General features: G+C 33.1%; 22 protein-coding genes. 2 read left to right on the forward strand and 20 right to left on the reverse strand.

The features are described 5' to 3' along the window. Positions 1-12 precede the first annotated feature (12 nt). The 10 genes from CC204_RS10580 to CC204_RS21390 form a co-directional block, all read right to left on the reverse strand. Positions 13-303 carry a hypothetical protein gene (locus tag CC204_RS10580; RefSeq protein ID WP_088270096.1) on the reverse strand — a complete coding sequence of 97 codons (291 nt, stop codon included), beginning with the start codon at positions 301-303 and terminating at the stop codon, positions 13-15. A gap of 3 nt (positions 304-306) precedes the next feature. Continuing rightward, positions 307-936 carry a hypothetical protein gene (locus CC204_RS10585; protein WP_088270097.1) on the reverse strand — a complete coding sequence of 210 codons (630 nt, stop codon included), beginning with the start codon at positions 934-936 and terminating at the stop codon, positions 307-309. A 72-nt stretch (positions 937-1,008) separates the two neighbouring features. Further along, entirely contained in the window at positions 1,009-2,508 is a 1,500-nt protein-coding gene (locus tag CC204_RS10590) for a cell division protein FtsK (protein ID WP_088270098.1), read from the reverse strand. A 13-nt stretch (positions 2,509-2,521) separates the two neighbouring features. Next, positions 2,522-2,830 (reverse strand): hypothetical protein, encoded by a 309-nt coding sequence (locus CC204_RS10595; RefSeq protein ID WP_088270099.1) that lies wholly within the window; start codon positions 2,828-2,830, stop codon positions 2,522-2,524. Beyond that, complete coding sequence (locus CC204_RS10600) at positions 2,831-3,118, reverse strand: hypothetical protein (protein ID WP_088270100.1); 288 nt, start codon at positions 3,116-3,118, stop codon at positions 2,831-2,833. It abuts the gene before it with no gap. A 169-nt stretch (positions 3,119-3,287) separates the two neighbouring features. After that, positions 3,288-3,722, reverse strand: coding sequence for a hypothetical protein (locus CC204_RS10605; protein ID WP_088270101.1), 435 nt, complete (start codon positions 3,720-3,722; stop codon positions 3,288-3,290). Between the two features lie 6 nt (positions 3,723-3,728). After that, complete coding sequence (locus CC204_RS10610; RefSeq protein WP_088270102.1) at positions 3,729-4,061, reverse strand: hypothetical protein; 333 nt, start codon at positions 4,059-4,061, stop codon at positions 3,729-3,731. 101 nt (positions 4,062-4,162) lie between these two features. Beyond that, positions 4,163-6,601 (reverse strand): MSCRAMM family protein, encoded by a 2,439-nt coding sequence (locus CC204_RS10615; RefSeq protein ID WP_088270103.1) that lies wholly within the window; start codon positions 6,599-6,601, stop codon positions 4,163-4,165. 146 nt (positions 6,602-6,747) lie between these two features. Next, positions 6,748-7,776 (reverse strand): hypothetical protein, encoded by a 1,029-nt coding sequence (locus tag CC204_RS10620; protein WP_088270104.1) that lies wholly within the window; start codon positions 7,774-7,776, stop codon positions 6,748-6,750. 61 nt (positions 7,777-7,837) lie between these two features. Further along, on the reverse strand, positions 7,838-8,005 hold the full coding sequence (locus CC204_RS21390; protein WP_188634494.1) for a DUF6906 family protein: 168 nt from the start codon (positions 8,003-8,005) through the stop codon (positions 7,838-7,840). Between the two features lie 950 nt (positions 8,006-8,955). On the opposite strand from CC204_RS21390, the gene CC204_RS10625 reads away from it, so the two are divergent. Together CC204_RS10625 and CC204_RS10630 are read left to right on the forward strand one after the other, a co-directional pair. Continuing rightward, positions 8,956-9,336 carry a helix-turn-helix domain-containing protein gene (locus CC204_RS10625; RefSeq protein ID WP_227011129.1) on the forward strand — a complete coding sequence of 127 codons (381 nt, stop codon included), beginning with the start codon at positions 8,956-8,958 and terminating at the stop codon, positions 9,334-9,336. Between the two features lie 12 nt (positions 9,337-9,348). Further along, the gene (locus CC204_RS10630; protein WP_088270106.1) at positions 9,349-10,005 is read left to right on the forward strand and encodes an ImmA/IrrE family metallo-endopeptidase; all 657 of its coding nucleotides are present in this window, start codon (positions 9,349-9,351) and stop codon (positions 10,003-10,005) included. Between the two features lie 54 nt (positions 10,006-10,059). On the opposite strand, the gene CC204_RS10635 is transcribed toward CC204_RS10630, so the two are convergent. From CC204_RS10635 to CC204_RS10680, 10 genes are all read right to left on the reverse strand, one after another. After that, positions 10,060-11,133: a hypothetical protein gene (locus CC204_RS10635; protein WP_088270107.1), complete on the reverse strand. Its 1,074-nt coding sequence runs from the start codon at positions 11,131-11,133 to the stop codon at positions 10,060-10,062. A 520-nt stretch (positions 11,134-11,653) separates the two neighbouring features. Next, on the reverse strand, positions 11,654-12,868 hold the full coding sequence (locus tag CC204_RS10640; protein WP_088270108.1) for an ATP-binding protein: 1,215 nt from the start codon (positions 12,866-12,868) through the stop codon (positions 11,654-11,656). A 58-nt stretch (positions 12,869-12,926) separates the two neighbouring features. Further along, a complete protein-coding gene (locus CC204_RS10645) occupies positions 12,927-14,147 on the reverse strand; it encodes a hypothetical protein (RefSeq protein ID WP_088270109.1) in 1,221 nt (406 codons plus the stop codon). A gap of 83 nt (positions 14,148-14,230) precedes the next feature. Continuing rightward, entirely contained in the window at positions 14,231-14,620 is a 390-nt protein-coding gene (locus CC204_RS21505) for a hypothetical protein (RefSeq protein ID WP_227011130.1), read from the reverse strand. A 117-nt stretch (positions 14,621-14,737) separates the two neighbouring features. Beyond that, positions 14,738-15,301 (reverse strand): antirestriction protein ArdA, encoded by a 564-nt coding sequence (locus CC204_RS10655; RefSeq protein WP_088270110.1) that lies wholly within the window; start codon positions 15,299-15,301, stop codon positions 14,738-14,740. Between the two features lie 37 nt (positions 15,302-15,338). After that, on the reverse strand, positions 15,339-15,575 hold the full coding sequence (locus tag CC204_RS10660) for a hypothetical protein (protein ID WP_088270111.1): 237 nt from the start codon (positions 15,573-15,575) through the stop codon (positions 15,339-15,341). After that, the gene (locus CC204_RS10665) at positions 15,572-15,904 is read right to left on the reverse strand and encodes a hypothetical protein (protein ID WP_088270112.1); all 333 of its coding nucleotides are present in this window, start codon (positions 15,902-15,904) and stop codon (positions 15,572-15,574) included. The genes CC204_RS10660 and CC204_RS10665 overlap by 4 nt, the downstream gene beginning before the upstream one ends. A 2,370-nt stretch (positions 15,905-18,274) precedes the next feature. Next, positions 18,275-19,582 carry a CAP domain-containing protein gene (locus CC204_RS10670; RefSeq protein ID WP_088270113.1) on the reverse strand — a complete coding sequence of 436 codons (1,308 nt, stop codon included), beginning with the start codon at positions 19,580-19,582 and terminating at the stop codon, positions 18,275-18,277. A 73-nt stretch (positions 19,583-19,655) separates the two neighbouring features. Beyond that, positions 19,656-19,889 (reverse strand): hypothetical protein, encoded by a 234-nt coding sequence (locus tag CC204_RS10675; RefSeq protein WP_088270114.1) that lies wholly within the window; start codon positions 19,887-19,889, stop codon positions 19,656-19,658. A 72-nt stretch (positions 19,890-19,961) separates the two neighbouring features. Continuing rightward, a complete protein-coding gene (locus tag CC204_RS10680; protein WP_088270115.1) occupies positions 19,962-20,783 on the reverse strand; it encodes a hypothetical protein in 822 nt (273 codons plus the stop codon). Positions 20,784-20,800: the final 17 nt, after the last annotated feature.

Consider the following 20,800-nt stretch of genomic DNA (forward strand, 5'->3'; position numbering starts at 1 on the left):
TGACCTCCATTACTATTTTTTTACCAATAAAGAATACAATTTGAAAATCAAACACCACATAACACCAACCAACATAAATGACCAGAAAGTAATAAGCTTTACTAGACTTGCCAATGATTCTTTATCCGCTATGCCATTATAAATTGCCATCACTGCTAAAAGCCCATGACTAAGGTAAACGACATACCCCATAACGGCAATAAAAAAAAGAAGCAAAAAGATTTTTACGCCCTTAATTGCTTTTTTATGTCGTTCAGAAAAACGGTTTATTCTGTTTATTAGTGATTCTAGTTTATTTTTCATATACTACCCTCTCCATTCAATGTAATCTGATTCAATAATCATTCGTGAGCGCTTGAAAGGAACGCCTACTTGTTGCGCTAAAAATTCGAATCGTTCATCTTCAAAACAACGAGTTTCCACGATTAGAAAAGAACAATCGTTTACAGCCGTTTTACAAATCACTGAATGAAGTGGTAATGTATTTCTTTTTGCTGTGTAATCTCTCATTGGAACATAATATTCTACAGTATCGTTTTTAATAACAACATCAGAACGTACACGAACTGACCGTGCATACGAGAGTAGACTTCTAAAATTTGAATCTTCTAACAGATACATTTCACGTGGATACAGTTCAGTTCTTCCAGTTTCACGCCATTCTTTTTTGGCATACCTCAAATACTCAATTTCAAGTCTTTTTCGTTCATCCAAAACACCCGCTATTACGCCAAGAACAATCAGTGAATAAATTAAATAGATAAACTGAAACTCATGGAATAACAAACTTAGCAAAATAAAGCACCCGATAAATAGCGCAATAAACACACTACTAAAACACAGGTAAAGTGAATAAATGCCCATATTCCGTTCGTATTCATCATAAGAATAATTTTCTACAACTATTTTCATTTTGGATCGAACTTTTTGCATCATCTTTAACACTCCCTTCCTTTATATTTCATGTAAAAACAACAGCCATTACATATTTTTGCCTTACAATATCGATTAATATTTTTGACTTAACTCATCCAGAAAGGCTTTTTCTTCGTTTCCATTGGATTCTACAGATAAAGCTTCTCGATCAAAGGTTTTTTCAATTGTTTCAGACAGTTTTTGAACTTCTGCTTCTGCCATTCGTTCATACCCTAGTTCATCACTAATTTTCAAAAATTCTTCGACAAAATCAAAATCATCAGGTACAAATGGACTATAAAGTTCACTAGCTACATCTCCACCTTTGGCAACATAACCACGACCATAAACAACCTCGCCGTCAACTTTTTCAACAAATTTGAAATTCTTGTTTTTGTTTTCATCACCAAAAATCATCCAGTTCCCAGTTTCACTTAAACGTCCTACAGACATACGGAACATAAAGTTATCTCGTAACGCTGTTTTGATAAATTCACCATCTGGACGTTGCATTGCAACAATAAGGAAAATACCACATTGACGAGCCTTCAAAACAATTTGCGTCAAGTATTCTTCTACTTCTCCTGCTGTTTTAAAATCATTGGAAAGTTCAGCCATCCAAGCGGCGAACTCATCAATAACTATAAATTTAGGTTTCAATCCATAATAAGCATAATTTTTGCCCATTTTATATTTTGACGAAGTATTCATTTCTTCAAAACGATCATTCATTTCTGATACGGCAGTTTTTAAGCAAGTAACCATATCTTTGCCACTATGAACTTTTCCTTCAAATAAAGGTAATTTCCCTAATGCCATCAAATCAGAACGTTTTGGATCACAAATCTCAATATCTGCCACTCGAACTAATGCATAAATAAGCGATAGCAACGTGAACGTCTTTCCGCCACCTGTACCACCACCTACTAATAAATGTGGGTCTTTATCAAAAAACCAATACAGCCCCTTCATCAACTGAACTTTTCCTTCGTCAGCAACCATTTCTCGAATAGAAATTCGTTTATTATACACATTTGCTCTTAATTCATAGACAATAAATCCCTTTTCATCGACTTTTTTTATCATATCGGCTGTCAACGCCGTTTCCAAAAATCCTCCAATCGTTAAAAATTTGTCTTGAAATTTATTGCCTTTTGTTTCAAACGCAACCTCAAATGTTTCTTTTCGTTTTCGGTAATAGATTTTCGGGAAAATAATTTTTTCTTTCGTTTTTCCCTCACTCGTTTTTTTCTGTACTTTGTTGTAATACGTGTTATCAATCACCATTTTGGCTAAGATTTGACGTTGTTCTACTCTTGCAAAATAGCCATCACGTACAATTGAAATTCGTTTTACTAACAAAATGAGAATATTCGATACAACCGTTACAATAAAAATGATTGCAACTGGCAGTACATATACTTGCCACTCTTTCGTTCCAGCATCAACTAAAGGATAAATTTGTTTATAGCCAACAAAATACCCTAATAATGCTAATATAGGAGTGAATAACGCAAGTTGATAATACAAAAGTAACTTTCTACTGGAATAACGAATACGTGTCCCACGATATTTAAATATTTTTTTTAACATTTATTCCTCCTTATCAGGAATTGACCTTCTTTATCTCATTAATAAAAGTAACAACTTCATCCTTTAAATCAAACTGCAAAATATCAAATTTTCTTCTAACTCGGTCGAACGTCAATTCTCCTGTTTTCAATTGATCGTATAATCCATCTAATGTTTGAAACATTGCCTTTTTATGCTGTTGTTTTAAAGTTTGAATCTTTGCCTCATTCACTGTCAAATCAATTCCTGACTGTTTTAAATTTAAATCAAGAATATCAAAATAATCTCTCTCTAGTGGTAGCCAAATCATCTCTAAATCAAAAGCTTTTGTAATTACACTCATTTACTGAACTCCCTTCTCTTTAAAAAATTGTGTTGCTTGCTTCAAAATTTCATGTTTTGCCGTATCAAATTTACTAGATATCAACTGTTCCACTTGATCTTGTGGGATTGGATCATCCAGTAAAAATAATTCCTTCCTAAATTCCTGACAAGCATTTGAGAGATTAAAAAAGGCATCAAAATATTGTCTTTTCCGATCTGATTCAAATTTTGTATCAAAAACTTGTTGCAACTTTTTCTTAAAATGCATATAAACAGTTTCGTACGGTTGCTTCTCCAATGTATTCAAATTATTCTCCTTTCCCCTGATTTTTCATGCACATTTTGATACTTTTCTATACGCACCCCACCTCTCTAAATTTTATATAAACTAATATCTAGCTATGATTTACATAGCTACAGATTAATCTATATAAAAAAGAGACACTCAATGAATGTCTCTTTCACTACTAAATCGATCAATTATTTTTCTTTTCTTCTTTGCCTTGTGATGCTTGATTTGTTGGCTGACTACCCGAATTAGAAGATTTAGCACTTGAACCAAGTGTAAAATCAGTCGCCATAAACTTCAAACCACTTTCGGCACTAACAAAACCGTTTTGTTGTTCTAAAGAAGCGTACCAACCTAATGCACTTACGTCTCCTTTTAGTACAACAACTTGTTTACGTTTCAATCCCTCAATTTTTTCTTGCAATTCGCTAGGAAAATCAATTTCCACGAAATCCTTTTTCGCAGTTGAATAGAATAAGACCTTCACGGATTTTACATCTGTTCCAACCTCATTATTCATACCATTCTCATAACCTAATGTAAATGATCGGAATGTTAATTCTCCAAATGTTGCGACTTCATCAATCTTCGGAATTGTTCTATTTTCAAATTTTACTGACATATTTTTCTACCCCTTCACTCTTAATTCTTTTGCGTACACTTCAAATGCTTGTCTACGTTCCTGTTTATCGCCAAATACTGAACTTTTGAATGTATTAACGATTTCTACACCTTTTAGTACAACTTCTGATAATTCAGTAATAACATCCGAATTTTTAGACGGATTCAACACTACAATTTCAAAATCTGCTTGTAGCTCACTACTTGCTGAAAATCTACGAGCTGGATATCTTACCCCATCAACCGTAACTGGTCGATCAACAAATTTTGGTGCAACCTCAATTTCTTTCCCTAAAATAATATCTGGATCAATAAAACATCTATTTTGTTTATCTGCCATTTCTTTTCCTCTTTTCATTTATTTTCAAATTTATTTTTTTGTTGTTAATATAAGTTAGAAATACTCAATTCATTTTTCATAAAAAAAGAAGAAGCTTTTTATCACTTCTTCTTAGCTGATTCTTTGTTTCCGTTGAAATCTTCTGTACCATAGTCAGCATGATCTAAACTTTCTGATTCTTTTTTACGTTTCAAGTACATTCCGCCAGCAACACCTAATAATAGTAGTAAGCCTACCACAGTAGCCCCACGCATCATTTCTTCACCTGTATAGGGTAATGATCCTTTTGGCGTTTCTTTTGATGTTTCTGGCGTTTTAGGTGTTTCTTTGACAACTGGTGTAATATCTTGCGTTTTTTCTTTGCCGTCAAAGTTATGTTTTTCTTCAACTGGTTTATGAACTAATTCCTTAAAGTAATAACGTGTGCCTTTCGGGTCTTTTTTGTAGTCATATTCTGACAACACACGTTCAGTCATTTTCTCATCAGTCATCTTCAAATCGACTTTCCCAGAAGACCAAACATCTTTTTCTTTTCCATCAGGATAAATAGCAACTTGAATTGTTTCATAAACAAGGACTGTTCCTAACGGGATATTTTTAGTTGTAATCGTTACATCATCATAAAACTTCACATCTTCGCCCCATTCAAACGTTTGGGTTTTACCGTCTCCAGTATGGGCTTGCGTTGAGATACCCACTTCTGGTTTTTCAACAACTTCTGCTTTATCTTTCAGTGTATATGTGCCTAAATCTACATTTTCACCTTTAGATAATTCTAGTTGAGTGAATGTTTCTTCACTCAATACATTCCCGCTCTTTTGGTCTTTGATAACGAAGGTAAATGATTTCGTTTCCTTGTCATAAAAATGTGTAATCTCAATAGGATCAACATTCTTATAGCCTTCAACGCCTTTTGTTTCCGTCAAGATATAATCATCAAGTGCAATGTCAGCAAACCTAAAGTAGCCTTTTTTACCGTCTACAGTAGCCGTTTTAACAACGTGAGTTTCTCCTGTTCGCTTGTTTGTTAGCGTAAACTCAACATCATTTTTGAACATTTCATTGGTGTCATTTTGAATCAGTTTTTGACCGTCTAAGTTCATACGAATCACATCGTCATTACTTTTACTGTCTTTGACAACAACTGGTGTGTCTTGGTCTTTATACGTCAATTCTACAACGTGTTTTTCTGGATCAAGGGCATAGCCGACTGGAGCTACGGTTTCCTGCCAATAATAAGTTGCTAGCGGTTGACCTTCGACTGTTGCAGTTTGGTTTTTGTCTAAAGCAAATTCTTTAATCAACGTACCATCTTCTTTAAACCAGCCGTATTTTGCGCCAGTCATAGGATAATTAGGATTTAACGGTTTATCAGTTTCAGTCGTTTTATCAACCTTTGTTAGTGTTGATTTGCCTGTTGCACGTTCATTTCTAAACTCAACTGGTGTTACTTGACCAGCTTTCACCATTACTTTTTTAGTGTTGTTTTTCGCTTTTACATATGGAGCAGGCACGAACGTTTCAGTGATTTCAACTTCCGTTCCATCATAAACATCTTTTAAAAGCCCTTCACCTTTTGCATCTGTTTTCACTTTTTGCGTTTTACCGTCTGAAAGATTTTTCAAGTCAAATTCAGTATTCGGTACTGGTTCTCCTGTTCCCTCGTCAAGCTTTGTTACTTTGATATCTCCTGTTTTGATTACTTGCAAATTAACTGAAAAAACGTTAGGATCGTCAATAGCTCCAGCCATCACTTGTTGCGATCCAACTAATGAATAAGCTACTGGAGTTCCTACATCAAGAGATTTTCCAATTACTAAAGTTCCATTTTCATTAGAATTTTTGTTTGGCGTAATAGTCAATTTATTTCCCTTAATAGACCAATCAACATTAGCTGGATTACTATTCTTCATTAATGTGTCAAATCTTTCCAAGCCAACATTGTCTGTATCAGTTAAAGTAATTGATTCACCAACCGTAACAGTCACTTTTTGACCATCAAAACTCGGTTTTTTCTCATAATCAGTAATGATTTGATTAATTTTTGCTTTTACAGAATCCACATCAATTAAACTTCCATCTGGTCGGCGCAAATAATCAATTGTTTTGCCTTGTTGATGTTCCCATAACATAATTTGTGCTACTTGTTGAGTATCTTCATCATTTCCTGCATACTTCCACAAAACTGTTAAAAATTTTGATCGTTGGTCATTCGCAAATGCAGGTAACGGATTTGACGTATAGCCGGGAGTTACTGAATTAACAATTGGCACTGCTGGTTCAATACAGAAAATCGGTTGTCGTTTCCCTTCATATACTGCATATAACGGCGGAATACGTTCATCAAATGCACTACCATCCGAATTTGTCCCTTTCGCTACATACATTCGGTTATTGTCATATTCAACTGTTACTTCCTTTGGGAAAATAACTCCAGCATTTGCGACTACTGGTAAAATTGATGATGAGACCACTTGTCCTAAAACAATTAAACTAGCAAATAAATATTTTGCTTTTCTCTTAAAATTAATTTTCTTCATAATGTCCTCCTATTTTTTTGTTTGAAATAGTTCATGTTTATTGGCGGTTCTCTACTCCGAATACTTATGAAATTCACCTCTTTCTATTATTTTTGGGTACAAAAAAAGCAACCTCGAGTTAAGAAGTTGCTTTTCATATCTATTTATTAATAAGGACGAATATATCCGTCCGAATGATCAAAACCACTATAGCCATTATCAAATAACCAATTCCATAATTCATTACTTCCAACTGGGAATGGTGGAGTTATCCAACCTGCTGGTGGGCCTACTGGTTGTGTTGGTTCTGGTGTTGGCTCTGGAGCTGGAGGTGTAGGTGTTCCTCCTGTATTTCCATTATCCGCTGGTGCTGTTGGCGCTACATTTTGATTCGATCCAGTATCATTATTAGTTTCTGGAGCTTGTGGTTCGTAGTAGCCTGTTTCTTGCCCTGCGCCTGCTTGTGGCGTTTGCTGTTGCGCTTGATCTGTTTGTTGCACTGTTACATCTGCTACCTGCTGTTCTGCACCATTTGTTGTTTGAGCTACATTATCTGTAGTCGTTTTAGCTTCTGGTGATTGTTGCGAAGCTTTTTCAGCTTCTTTTTTCTTTTCTTCATTCTCTTTATTTTTCTTTTCAATTTCAGATTTTACTTTTGCTAATTTATCTGATAGCTCTTTTTTAGCTTTGGCATTTTTGATTTTGTCGACTTCTTTTTTTGCAGAATCAACGTTTTTTTGATCTGTATTCACTACTTTATTATCTTTGAATACTTTTTCTACTGCTTTTTTTGCTGTATCAATTTGTTTTAATTGGTTTTCAGCATTAACAATGGATTCATTAATAATCTTTTGCCATGCATCATCTGTTTTTTCAACAAAATACTGTTCCTTAACTTTCTTAACAGTATCACTCTTTAAATCATTTTTGATTGCAATTTTTTCAGCATCTTTATTATCAATAATTGCTTTTTCAAATAAATCATTTACTGCTGTTTCCGTATCAATTTTCAACTGTCTTTCTTCTGCTTGTTGTTCTTTTTCAACCTTTGCAATTCGTTCTTGCTCTAATGCCTTTTGATTATCAGCATAGGCTTTATATCCAAAAGAACCTACTAACAAAACTACAATTCCAACAGTCAATACACCCATTTTTTGTTTCTTTGTCATTTTTTTCAACTGTTCATTCATTTTCATTTTATCTTCCTCCATTAATAATAAGTTAATAATATCATACTTCTTTAAAAATTAGCTACAATCACAGCACTAATTCTCTAGTTTTTCCCGTTTCTTTGTGAATAAGCAACATCTTACTTGCAGAGAATTGTCTCACCAGCCATTTATTTGGGTTGAGAAATTGATTTCCAATCTTTTGTTGTTCAATCAGTTGTTTCTGTCTTCTTGTAGGTTTTTTTCCTCGTTTCATTTTTTTCCTCCTAAATTTAATTGTCTAAATCCTACGAAAAGAAAGCTAATTTTACTTTCCTTTAGTAGAATATAGAAAAAGGACACCCTTTAAAAGAATGTCCTTCAAAATATATTCTTATATCAAAATCTCTTAGTCGCTGAAAAAATACTTTTTCTTCCTGCTTTGACTAATGATTTTGAATTAATCAGTTTAAGATTCTTTTTTTCATGGTAGTAGAATGTGCAATATCATATATTGCCATAGATACCCTGCAAGTTCGCCCTAAAGCTATGAAATCAGGTCGTCTATCATTCATTTCATAGAATCATCGTTCAACGGCTAATGGACATACTCCATATCACGGCTCGTTAGTTAGACCTACCACATACAGTGACCTTTCTCCTCCTCTGATTTTACATACTTACGTTCTTTCATGGAATCGTAGTTATCTTTGTAATCAGCAATATCATCACGACATAGCTATTGATTCAAAGTGATTTTATTCAATTAGATACCGATTCATCCTAAGCGAATCTTATTCAACATTTTCGATGCCCTACTCTATAATAGCAGTCAAAACTGAAAACCTAGCCCTTAGGAGTAAACAAGAAAGTCTAATCTCGAAAAATCAATAAAATACTCGGCTGCATTTACGCATACTTTTGTCACTTTACAGCAAATTCATAGGCTTTACTGCAACACCTCAAAAAGACTTATAACCTTAAACGAAAACTTCATCCTTGTATTATTTCGTTATATGCCTTACAATAAAAGTGTCTAGATTTTAAGAAAGGTATTTGCGAAACAGAAATTCATTTTCTTCTCGTGAATGCTTTTTTGTTTATTATTGGCTAAAAACTACGTTTTGTAACCTTATGTACTTATATTAAACTACATTTTGAAAGTTGTCAACCGTTTTGTAGTTTTTTTTGTTATAATTATTTATCACATTAAAGAGGGATATGATTATGTTTAGTGAAAGACTATTAAAAATGCGAAAAAATGCTGAATTAACACAAGAAGAACTAGCAAAAAAAATAAATGTTTCTAAACAAAGTGTCGGTAGTTGGGAACGTGGTAGAACAGAGCCATCAATAGAAACCATAACCGAATTAGCAAACGTATTAAACACTACTACTGATTACTTACTAGGAAGAACTAACCAACCTATCCAGAATAATATTGATTCAACTAATATCGGCAATAATATTACTTCACATTTTAGACTTAACACATCCGATATGAACATTGATGATATAGAAGAATTAGAAGAAGAATTAACTGATTACATGGAATTTTTAATAAAGAAAGCAAAAGAAAAGAAAGCAAAAAGAGAAAAGAATAGTTAGGCGGTCGCATTATTGGATTTCATTAACGAGGAACTATATTTTGAAGCCTTCAATCTTGCTAACGAGTTAACAAAAGATGTCGCTTATTATTGTTCAAAAAAGATTGAAGAAGTCAAATGCTTTGACATTGAAAAATATGTAAAAGAACTAGAAGACGTTGAATTTATTGATTACCCTTTTCAAAAACAATTAAAAAATAAAATGCTAGGCTCCACTTCTAAAGTTTATGGAGAAGTCATTATTACAACTAATAGGAATTTAATGATTGAAAGAAAAAATTTCACCAAAATGCACGAAATAGTTCATTTCTACAAAGATATACCTTGTGTTAGTGAATCACACACATTTTCTGACATGGTAATTGAAAATGGCTATTTCCCAGAGGATATACCTAGAGAATATCGAGCAAATGTAGGTGCAAGTATTCTTCTAGCAAATAATCATGCATTACTATCTGCATTAAGACAATTCAATACATTTCAACAAGTTGCAGATTTCTTTTTCATGAGTAAATCAGCACTACAAAATAGATTAAAAGAATATCTTATATTTATTTGTAATTGTACGCCTCAATATGCTTTTCAATTGGTCTATAATTACCGTATCGGAAATGGTAAAGAACTTTTCCAAGTGATGTATTCATCAAAAAATTATTACAGTTTGAATTAGTAAAAAAGACCTATTGAGAATACATATCTCTGTAGGTCTTCTTCTATAAATTAACTATTTTACTTCGCTATAACCATATCCCTCATACAATTTCAAAACTGACTCAAGGGAGTATGAATCATCTTTAGTTGTTGAAATTTCTTTAATATCTGCAACATTTGCTTGCTTATTTTCATCTAAAATTATATCCGAATAACCAATTATTGCTGTAAATTCACTTTGTAGCTTGCTCTCTGTTCCACCAGAGTATTGTTTAATTGTATAAATTCCGATTAAGTTACCATTATTAGTTGAGCTATTTCCAAACCAATTACCTGTCTCTTCATTCGTATTATCTTTTGCAAATTGCCTATAAAACAACTTATTAAGAGCTATTTCATATCTTCTTCCATAACTTTCTTCTGCATAAGAATCTTTATACGACCTTTTCACTTCCTCGTCGATCATACGTTTAATATCTTCTAAGTTAGCAATATCAGTAGCCTTTTCAGCAACATTTTTTAACCCTTTTACTTCAAATTCTGGGTTAAAATCATCAGTTAAAACGTATCCTTGATCATTCAAAGATTGTTCAAATTCTTTTGATTTTTGAACTTTTGCTTTATCGCCATTCTTTAGCTTTCCATCATCTTCAATAGTAAATTCTATATAATTCAATGGATCATCAAAGGTATTATCTATAGTGGCTTCCCCTCGCCCACTAACGCCATTAAAATTAACAACTAAATGTTTCATAACTTCTTCATTTGTTAATTTCTTAGGTTCTTCCAAACCACTGACAGTAAACTCTTTTTCTCCACCTTTTATTCGCTTCGTTTTATTTTCATCAACTGATACAGTTACTTTTACCTTATCTCCATTTGATAATTTTTGGTCTTTATTCAATTTCACTTTGTAAGAGCTGTCAAAGGATATTAATTCCTTTTGCGTCTTTTCATCTGGAAAACCTGTCTCTACATCATAGTCAAACACATCTTTATACATCTTTTTAGTATCAATATTGTATGATGCAGTTCCTTTAGTGTCCATCCCTGAAAAATCAACCTCTATATAATCTGTCATTTGTTTCGCTGAATTGCACCCTCCCAGCACAAAAATGATAGGCACAAGCCAAAATAACTTTTTCATTTCATCATTCTCCAATCATATATTTAAATTTTTCAATTTCCCCAATTCAGCAAAAAATGTATGAGAAATCATTTAATTTAGCTCCTAGTATGAATTATATACTATTGCAAACTACAAGTAAACTTATTCTAATATTTGATAAAAACAATCCTTTTATGCATCGGTTATAAACTAGCTTCTTATCACACTTTTATCACAGTTTAAATCAAACCTAATCATTTCAACCGAACTTAAACAGATATGAACCTTATTACAACAATAAAAACAACCCAAATTTTCTTTTCAATTATTGAGTGGGAATAAAGAGCCAACATAATATGGATGGGGAATGCCGATAAATCAACGTTTTTCAACTTATGAAATGCTTGATTTTCATTAAAAATGATATGGTTCCCTACCATTTTCCCTACCAAAATAAAACCCTGCTAAGATAATACTTGGCAGGGGATTTTTGTGTGATTCTATTTTTTAAAATAAGGAACATTATAGATAACATGCTTCATAAACACATGGTTTTCATTTATTGGTAGAATTGTTCAATTTTATATTCATTTAAGACTGCTTTTACCATCAAGGTTGTTGCCATATCGATTCGAGCATATTCTTGGTCTGCATCAGAAAGATTGTTATTATAACCAACATAGCATTTTTCTTTACTTTCAAAGACTAATTCTTGATGCTTTTCGGCATCACTATTGATTAATTTTTCAATGGATTCTTTCTGTTGTAAATTTTCAAAAATAGGAATCATACTTAAATGCTTAGACCAAGCACCATTATCATGATTAACTAATGATTTTAATAACCACATTAATCCTATCTCTGGTGAATCTTCAAAATAATAATAGTATGAATTTACATACTCACTTTTTGGGTAACTGTCAAACAACTTAAGAGATGAGCTTTTGGGATGTACTGCTATACCTCGAGTTTCATCAATATAATGTGCCGAAAATTCTAAAAGTATCGTTTGATGATACTTTACCCTCAAAATATGCCATGAACTTCTCGCATTAGTATGCATCAATGCGAAGGGAGGTGTCCTCAAATCTTCATTTTCAGGGTCATCATAAAACTCAATTGTATATTCAGGAAATTTTTCATAGTACCATGACATTCCTTCATAACTACTTTTCATTTTTATCCAAGAGTCAGTATCCTTGATATAATTAAATACTCTTTCCTTTGGATAAGGGATTAAGCCAAATCTAAATTCCCATAATTTTTCAATATCCTGAATTTCAGCTTGTTTATTTATCGAAGTATTTTTCGCACCTTTTCGAACATAAATTTGATTAGGTTGTACACTTTGATATTTTTCTTTAAGATAAAAAGGAACCCTTTGAGATTTATGAACTACTAAAATATCTAATTCTGCACCAACTCCATTGGTTATTGTTCTTAACTCCAACGCTGGAATATAGTCTCCTGCCCATTTCTTACTATGAATAAAATCAAGATAATTTTCCTGAGTCCACCTACCTAAATATTTTTCAACTCCTATAATTTCAACAGGATTATCGGATATTCCCATTATTAAATAGGCTTCATGATTACTCAGATTGTTTGCCATGCAAATTATGTCATGTAATAAATCATTTTTCTTTTTATTTATCTCTGCCTTGTCTTGACCTTCATAAAAATAAGGAAACTCCTTGAAGTCCCAATATTCGCCTTCTGTGTTTTGATAGAACAATTCGCGAATGATCTCTTCTAATTCTTCATTTCTCCCCATAAGCTTATCCCTCCATTACCAAATCCCATCAAAAGAGCATGCTTTTCCTACAGAATTTCTAACTATCAATTTTCACTTGAATTGATTGAACAAAATATTCGCATACTAAGCTATCAACCGACTGCTCTAGAAGTAAATTCTTTCCTAAAGCCTTCTCTACCTCATTAATAAATTGAGCTAAATAATCTATATCAGTTGCATCATGTTGGTTTTTTGTATTAAAAAATGGAGCAACATGGTTGAATAATTTCCCCCCATCCATTTCAATTTTTGGGGTAAACTCTGAAAACAACGTTCTAACATCTAAATCAGGCAACTCATCATCTGTTAGGTTCTCATTTTGATAGTCATCCCAATATTTCGATATTCTTGCATTTATTCTTTCTTTAATAATATTTTTAACTTCATCTGAAATACCCAAACGCCTTTGAGAATAATCATAAAGTCTTTTTAACCCGAATCCATTCCAATGATCCATACCGTTTTCTTTAAAATAGCCACCTCTTAAATCTTTTGAAACTAAATCAGCAATTTTATCAAAATCAATACTACCTACTTCTTCATTAATGACTTTACTTTTTATATTAGGCAGCGCTTTTGATTTCTCTTTTACTCTTGATTCACTATCACAATCAAGAAACTTTTCAACATGACACAGGATAATATCTCTCACATCTGTCATCTTCAAATAAATGTCTACATCATAGTAACTTTCATTATCTATATGATGGTCAACTTTTGATAAGTTATATTTTTTTGTTTTATCGTGCTTATCATTCCATATTTGAATACAATAATCCATATTAGAAAACTCATTAAAAAAATGAAACGGATTACGATCTCTACGACTAAATATTCGCCCTAATTGGCTATCTTTATAGCCTTTTAACTCTAATGATTCCAACTTAGTTAATTGCTCACCTGAATGAACAATTAATGTACGAATATCTAATAACAATTTTAACTCATCATTTTTTTCAACTTTTACTTTCCAAAGTCTTCCTAAATAATCTAATGCATTGATTAATCGATAAATATTATTTGCAAAGTGATCTGCTTCTATACTTGGAATACCTGATGCATTTCCATCTCCTAAGAACTTATCATTTAAACCATCAAAATAGTCAATCCCACCACGTATAATCCATAATAATGAGGCTTCTGTATTATCATACGTAGTAGGTGTTTTGTGTATCTTTATCTTTTCTTCTAGTTTTTCCTTCAATACTTTTGAGGTTGCTGAAAATGGGTTTGATGAAATTAATTTTATATTGTTCATGAAGAATCAGTCTTCCTTTCGTTTCATTTAATAAGAATTTACTACTTAAGTATATAAACTTAGCGTCGGGAATTATTTATTTTTTATCTCGCTCTAATATTTTCAAGACACAAGAGATATCCAGCAAAATCTCCCCAGCGTTTTCTATCTTCTGATGAACCTAGTTTTTCTTTCCAACTAGTATCTAATTCTAGTTGTTCACCTAACTTATGAAATGCCTTTAAATTAATCATAAATGTATTATGATAGATAGTCCTTAAATCATCTTTCTCATGTTTCTCTTCACGTGAAAAATAATTCCAGTTAATTCTCATATTCGCATAAACTAAAGCAGAATCTATGACCTCTTTCCATAACTCATGTAGATACTCATCCTTGCATTCCAACATGTTAAAAATCGAATTGTAAATATTGACTGCTTCTTCAAAAGCCATAGAATCGCTTTTTTTCAAATAAACATTGTAATCAAGCATTATGTCACCACCTTTACTCTTTAATACTCTTAATCATATTATAAAACATTTAGTGAGAACAAAATAGCAGGGAAATACATAAAAAAAGAGCCGACTCTTAAGTCAGCCCTATACCTCTTATAAAAATTCAATAAAATATTCTTCAGCAAAATCACCATTCGTATTAAGTACATGATCTCGACCAATAGCTTCATAGTCAATATAATTCCGCAAGTGCTCAGGAACTATTATCAATCCTTCGTCAACTAACACATACCCTAGCTTTTCCTCGTCTGTCGAACCTTCATAAAGTTCATAAATAATGGGATTTTCGCCTTCATGATTTGAAATTATCTGAACAACTGAATCGGGTAGAGTTATGTACTCTTCCAAACTATCATATTTTTCTGCTAACAATCTTGGAGAGTCATATTCTTCTATAGAAAATGGGGCGTCATAGTCAGTGATGAAATATTCTTCGTAAAGATAGCCATACTCGTCTACAAATTCATTACCTATATAGATTGCTTTATAGGCTGCATCTAAGTCATCGCTATCAAAGGGGAAGTGTAGATATACACCTAATAAGACACCTTCATTATAAGCTTTTAAATTAGTTAGATAAATCCAATGTTCACTATCTCCACCAAATCGATGACCGTTTGCTTCTATCATCATGTTGTAAGTGACTAATTTTTCCATACATCTTCCCCCAATATTATTAGACTAGGTAAATTTTTTATGGTAATAACTCATCCTCTGTAAAAATCGTATCTGGTATCCAAATTTTGAATCCTTGTTCAGCATAGCTTTTTTCAGCACTCAGAAAAAGACGTTCTGTGATTGGTGAACGACTATCACCAAAGTGTATTGCTGCAAATAAGTCATTATCTTTTTCAATCACATGAACAGTATTATCACCATTATTAATCCAAAAAATGTCATTAACTTGGGGTTTGTTCGTATCTAGAATCATTGAATCACCTCCTTAAATTTTTGTTCTACTTTAAGTGTAAGTAGTGCTAATTTCCAACATAATGTGATTGTAAAAAAATTCCACTGCATTCTTTTTACACTTCGTAAAGGTCTAATAGCAAGGAACCAAATAAGAATGAAAAGAAGCAGTCCAAAATGAATAGCTTGAATAGCGTTTGAAGGTGCTGGCTGAATTTGAGTTGAGTAGAGTAGAAAATTAATTAATTGGATTAGCTTGATAGCCAGATAAGAATTAAGTACTAGTAAAAATTTTCTTTGAGATTTACGTCCATCATAAGGGGAATTTAATAAAGAAATAAGTCGTTTCATTTCTATCACTACTTTCTTTTTTATTCGTGTATTCGTATTTTTGGCTGTGATTTATCACAGCATTAGCAACGGTGCACCGTTGCTTCCAATAATTTGTTTTGTTATCAAAATAACAAGACTCAGGCAATGATTTTCAGATGGTCTATTATGATTCGTTGCTAATCGGCTTATGTTTCACATTGTTTCTTATTATGATGTTTTATCACTCGCTGCAAATTAAGCAATGGGTTTTACGATCAATTTCAGTCCATTATTTTTTGTGTGATTGCGTTGTGTATGTACGTTGTATTTGTTGTTGCGAAGATGTAATGAGTTAATGTTTTTGTATTAATAAGCAATTTTGTTTGAAGTAAAGATACTATAGAACAACATACATGTTGTTCCGCTTTTTGTTAGTATTTCACTTGTCAATAGACAATGAAATGCAACAAAAGAGCACCCGAAACGTAGTGAAGGGCAAGACCGAAGAAAAGCTCGCAGAGGTTTTTGTAGTGTCGCAGTAAGGGGGATGGTCAGCTATGCTGACTGGACAATTGGAACGAAGTTTCGATTGTACATACATCCCCCTTATGCTCTTTCCTTGTGCACCTCGATTTTTCAACATGAGGTACCTGCATTTAAAAACCATTGATATAGCGCCATTCACAGCGAGTATCGCTGCGGTGATTTTTAGGTACAGTAGGTTCAGCAGGTACAGTAGCCAGGCTGTAAGCCGCATGGCTACGTTAAATCGCTGTACCTAATCTTGCTAAAATCAGGGAACCTCTGCTGTACACTGAACCTCGACGATTTTCCAACAAAATAGCGCAACGATTGTCGAGGTGTGCCTAAAAAATTGGTGTGCAGTTGTTGCAATATTGATACACAAAATCAGGGGAATGAATTTTAGGGCGGAACGCAGTGATGCCCAGATCGTGCACAAGGTGGTAGCGGAACGCAGTGAAGCATCTCAAAATACGTCCTGAAGGTGGTAGAGGTTTCGTCCCGAAACCTGTTATGAAAAAGCTGGCTGCAAGCCTATTAAATTGTGTAGTGGGTGTACAAAATGGGAAAGGGCTGAGCCGAGTCGGTCACTGGATAGGTTACTAAACAAGTAGCCGAGGCGAAGGGGTTCCCTGCTCATTTTGAAGCCTAGTATATTATTGCTTTATTGGGCTGACTTGAGCCGGAAAACGTAGTGATATCAAGGGAATAGCCGAAAGGAAGGGGACCCAATGAAGGAATGACGGTAAGAATCAGGAGATGAACATGTCTTATGACAAGGGTCTAATAAAAAAGAAAATATAGTAGCTTCTTTAATGATCGTACTCTGATTCACGAGGGAATGGGTTAGTCTGGTATTAAAAAAAGAACCAATCAAAAAATTGGTTTTCGTGTAGTTTTTTCACTAAATTTAGATAAGAAATCTCGTGTAATTATTTTGGATATTATTTTCAGTCAACACATGCTACATTTGCGATATATTTTTTGTTTCTAAGCCATTTCATTTTCTTCCGCATCAATTTTGAAGTCTGTGTTCTTTAAATAGGTTTCCTTTGTCTAGTTGTTTTAAAAAAATTTGTTGTAAGAACTTTTAATAAGATGGTTCCTTTTGGTTCCCTACTTTGGCTAAAAGTTCCCTAGTTTTTTGTCATTTTTTAGTATTTTAAGTTTTCGATCTGTGGATAACTTATTAACTATTTAATCTTTGATGTTCCCTTTTTCGTTATTACGTTTTACTCTTACGCCTAATTTAGTGATAAAGGTTCCCTAGTTTGTCCTGTTAAATTTGTAACTAGGGAACTTTCACATGTAATTAGGGAACTTTTTTGTAAAAATAGGAACCACTAAATCCTTTTATATCAAGCTTAGTAGACACTCGTTCCCTTAGTTCCTTTATTTAACCCATTAAATACTAAAAAATAACATGCTCTTTTCGTTAATGTTATGTTATTAGTTATTCATAACCTGTGGATAAGAGAGCAAATTTATTTAAATGGAGTTTGAAAAAAATAGGAACCTTTATATTCAGAAAGGAAATATAATAACATAACACGATATTCGGAGCGAGAATGTTGTTATTTCAGTATTTACGCAACATATTATCTCTTAACTTTTGCGTAATTTCACATTTTTTTGGTTCCTATTTTTAGGAATTAGTATTTTCCCCGAGCTGCAACCCTTGGTATATTAACATTTATTGGTTCCTTTTTTTTAGGAACCGTATTTTTCGTTCATTTTCTGTTTTTTATAATTTTTCGTTATTTTAACGAGAGGTGGATTCATTTCAACAATTTTGAAAATCAGGTGTTGTGGGAAATGAAGTGAAACTAACTTTTTTAGTAAAAAAAAAACATTCCTAACGAAAATTCGTTAAGAATGCTTGTATTGTTATTCTGTTGCTGCATATACATACGCTAGATACCAAACTGTTGTGTATTTTGTTTGACCTGTCCATACATCAGTATATGCTTCTTGTTTTGATGTTAAAATCAAGTTCGCTAACCACGCATTAGGGTCGAGAATATCGAACTTGTGCCCATCTGATAGGAAGCCTCCGTATTCGCCTACAATCCCTTCCGCAAGCTTATCAGCTAGTTTTAAAGCAGCTTCCATTGATTTGACTTCTCGTGTATTAAAGTCGCTCTGGAATGTTGCTAAGTCATTTGTGACATATAGGATATTTGGAAATAATTCAAAAATGTTTGCTTCTTCTTGTTTTGATTTTTCTGTGTCCCAGTGACCTAAGCCATTTTTATGGTCTTCTGCTTTTGATGCTGCATAATCAACTAATGAGTCAGATACAGCAACTTCTCTTAGTCCGTTTGCGATGCGATACATATTGATTTTATCTAGAATGGCTTTTCGCATTGCTTCTTCTGTTACGGTATATGTCCCGTTTTTATTTTCTTTGACTAATTCTTCGACAGATTTACTGTGATCGAAATCGTTTAATTCATTTTTGATTTCGTCTTTATTGTCAATGACAATTTCACCTGCTTCAGATTCATCTTTTGGCTTGTCTGGTTTAGGTTTTGATTCTTCTGTTTTGTCTTTATCTTTGTTTTTATCTTTTTCGGGTGTTTTTGATTCCCCTGTTGATTCAGATGGTTTTGTAGATTCTGAAGGTGTTGTTTCACTTGGAGTCGTTTCGCTCGGAACTGTTCCAGTATTGCTTGTTCCGCCACCTGTTGAGCTATTATTGCCATTGTCAGTGTCCCCTGCATTGTTATTTGCATTTTGTTGTGCTGTAATGGCTACCGCTTCAGTGTCTGCTTGTGCGCGTGCATTTGCAGCGTTAGCTAATGCTTGATTTTGTAAAGCGTATAATTGATTACGTTCCGCAATACGTTGATGCATTGGATTACGATTATTGTTGATTGTTTCTTGACATTCGGCTTCACGACCGTACCATACGTCTTGTTTATTGCCTGATGCAGTTGCAGCTTGAGCTTTTTGTAAATTTGCTGTCCAATAATCAATGGTTGCTTGGTTTTGGTTGATACTCGTTGTTAATGCGCTAATTTGTGAATTGTAACTTGCTGCTTCGTTTTCATATTGTGTAATTGAATTTACAACCGCATCTGATACGCCAGCTACGCCGTTCCATGTCGCAGCGAAAGTTGCTATGGGAATTAAAATATTTAGTGCTAAGATAGATACTGTTATTATGATTAATGTTTTAAATTTTTGTTTCATGATAATAATCTCCTTTTATGATGGTAATGCTAAAAGTTTTGAAGATATAAACAGGTAAATGAATATAACCAACTCATGATTTTTCTCCCAATGATTTATCACGAATTGCTTGAGCATATGCACTAGAAGTTATTTCAAGAGATTGAATATGGTCACTATATTCTTTTAAAAAACGACGTTGTACTTCTTTTTCATGTATCTCTAGCGAAAGAGCTTCGATTTGCTTCTCAATTTCCAGACATTTCTTTTCGTAGTCAGCAGATTGGCGTTCGTAATCACAAATTTTTTTAAAATCATGTAATTCCATCATAAATTCCTCAGATTTAGTCATCTAGAATACCTGATGGATAATAAATTACTATGAGTACGATATATAATTTTACTCATCAACGGTTACCCCTTTCGCTCCTGGTTGATCTAAAATTAAAGAAAGTTCTTCAGCTTTTTCTGGATCACGTGTGACAAAATAATCTCCATCAGTTGTTTTTAGACCACAAAACCATTCATCATAAATTTGGAATTTAGCATAGATACCACCTGGTTCAAATTTAAGTTTACTTTTATCAATAGAAATAGAATAGTCCTCTTCAATATTAGATACTTGATAAATAAACTGTTGTTCTTCAGTAGTATTTCCAGTTGAATCAGTGACCAAATTCAACTTATACTTTTGTGGTTTAATTTGAGATAACATCTTATCAAAATCTACGCTCTTAGCAGATTCTTGTCGTGCTTTTTCTTCTATTATTCGCTCATTCATCATTGCAATATCTTCATCAGAAAATCCCTTCATCGCAAGAGTTTCAGTATAATGATCTATATTTTTTTGAGCAGTATCAATTATCAGCGTAACATTACGAGAGTATAGATATTCATCTCTAACTTGTATTGCTTCTTTGATAATTTCTTTGTCTGACATTTCAATAACTTCGCTCAATGGTAATTCACCATATTTTGACACTTTACCATTTTCTACTACAAAAACTGTACCCTCAGAATCTTTTCCAGGGGTATTGGCTGATACTAAATACCATATCTGGCGCCCCTTCTTATTTAATGCTTCGCTAATCGGTGTTTCTTTTTGGATCTCGTTCCTGTTGCCGTCACCCGTTTCAGGAAGAACTTTATCAATGTTCCCATTGCTGCACCCTATCAGGACGACCCCACATAAAATTGCTGCTACTATTACGACTTTTTTCAATTCCTTCACTCCTTATT

The organism is Enterococcus wangshanyuanii, from assembly GCF_002197645.1.
Lineage (GTDB): Bacteria > Bacillota > Bacilli > Lactobacillales > Enterococcaceae > Enterococcus_L > Enterococcus_L wangshanyuanii.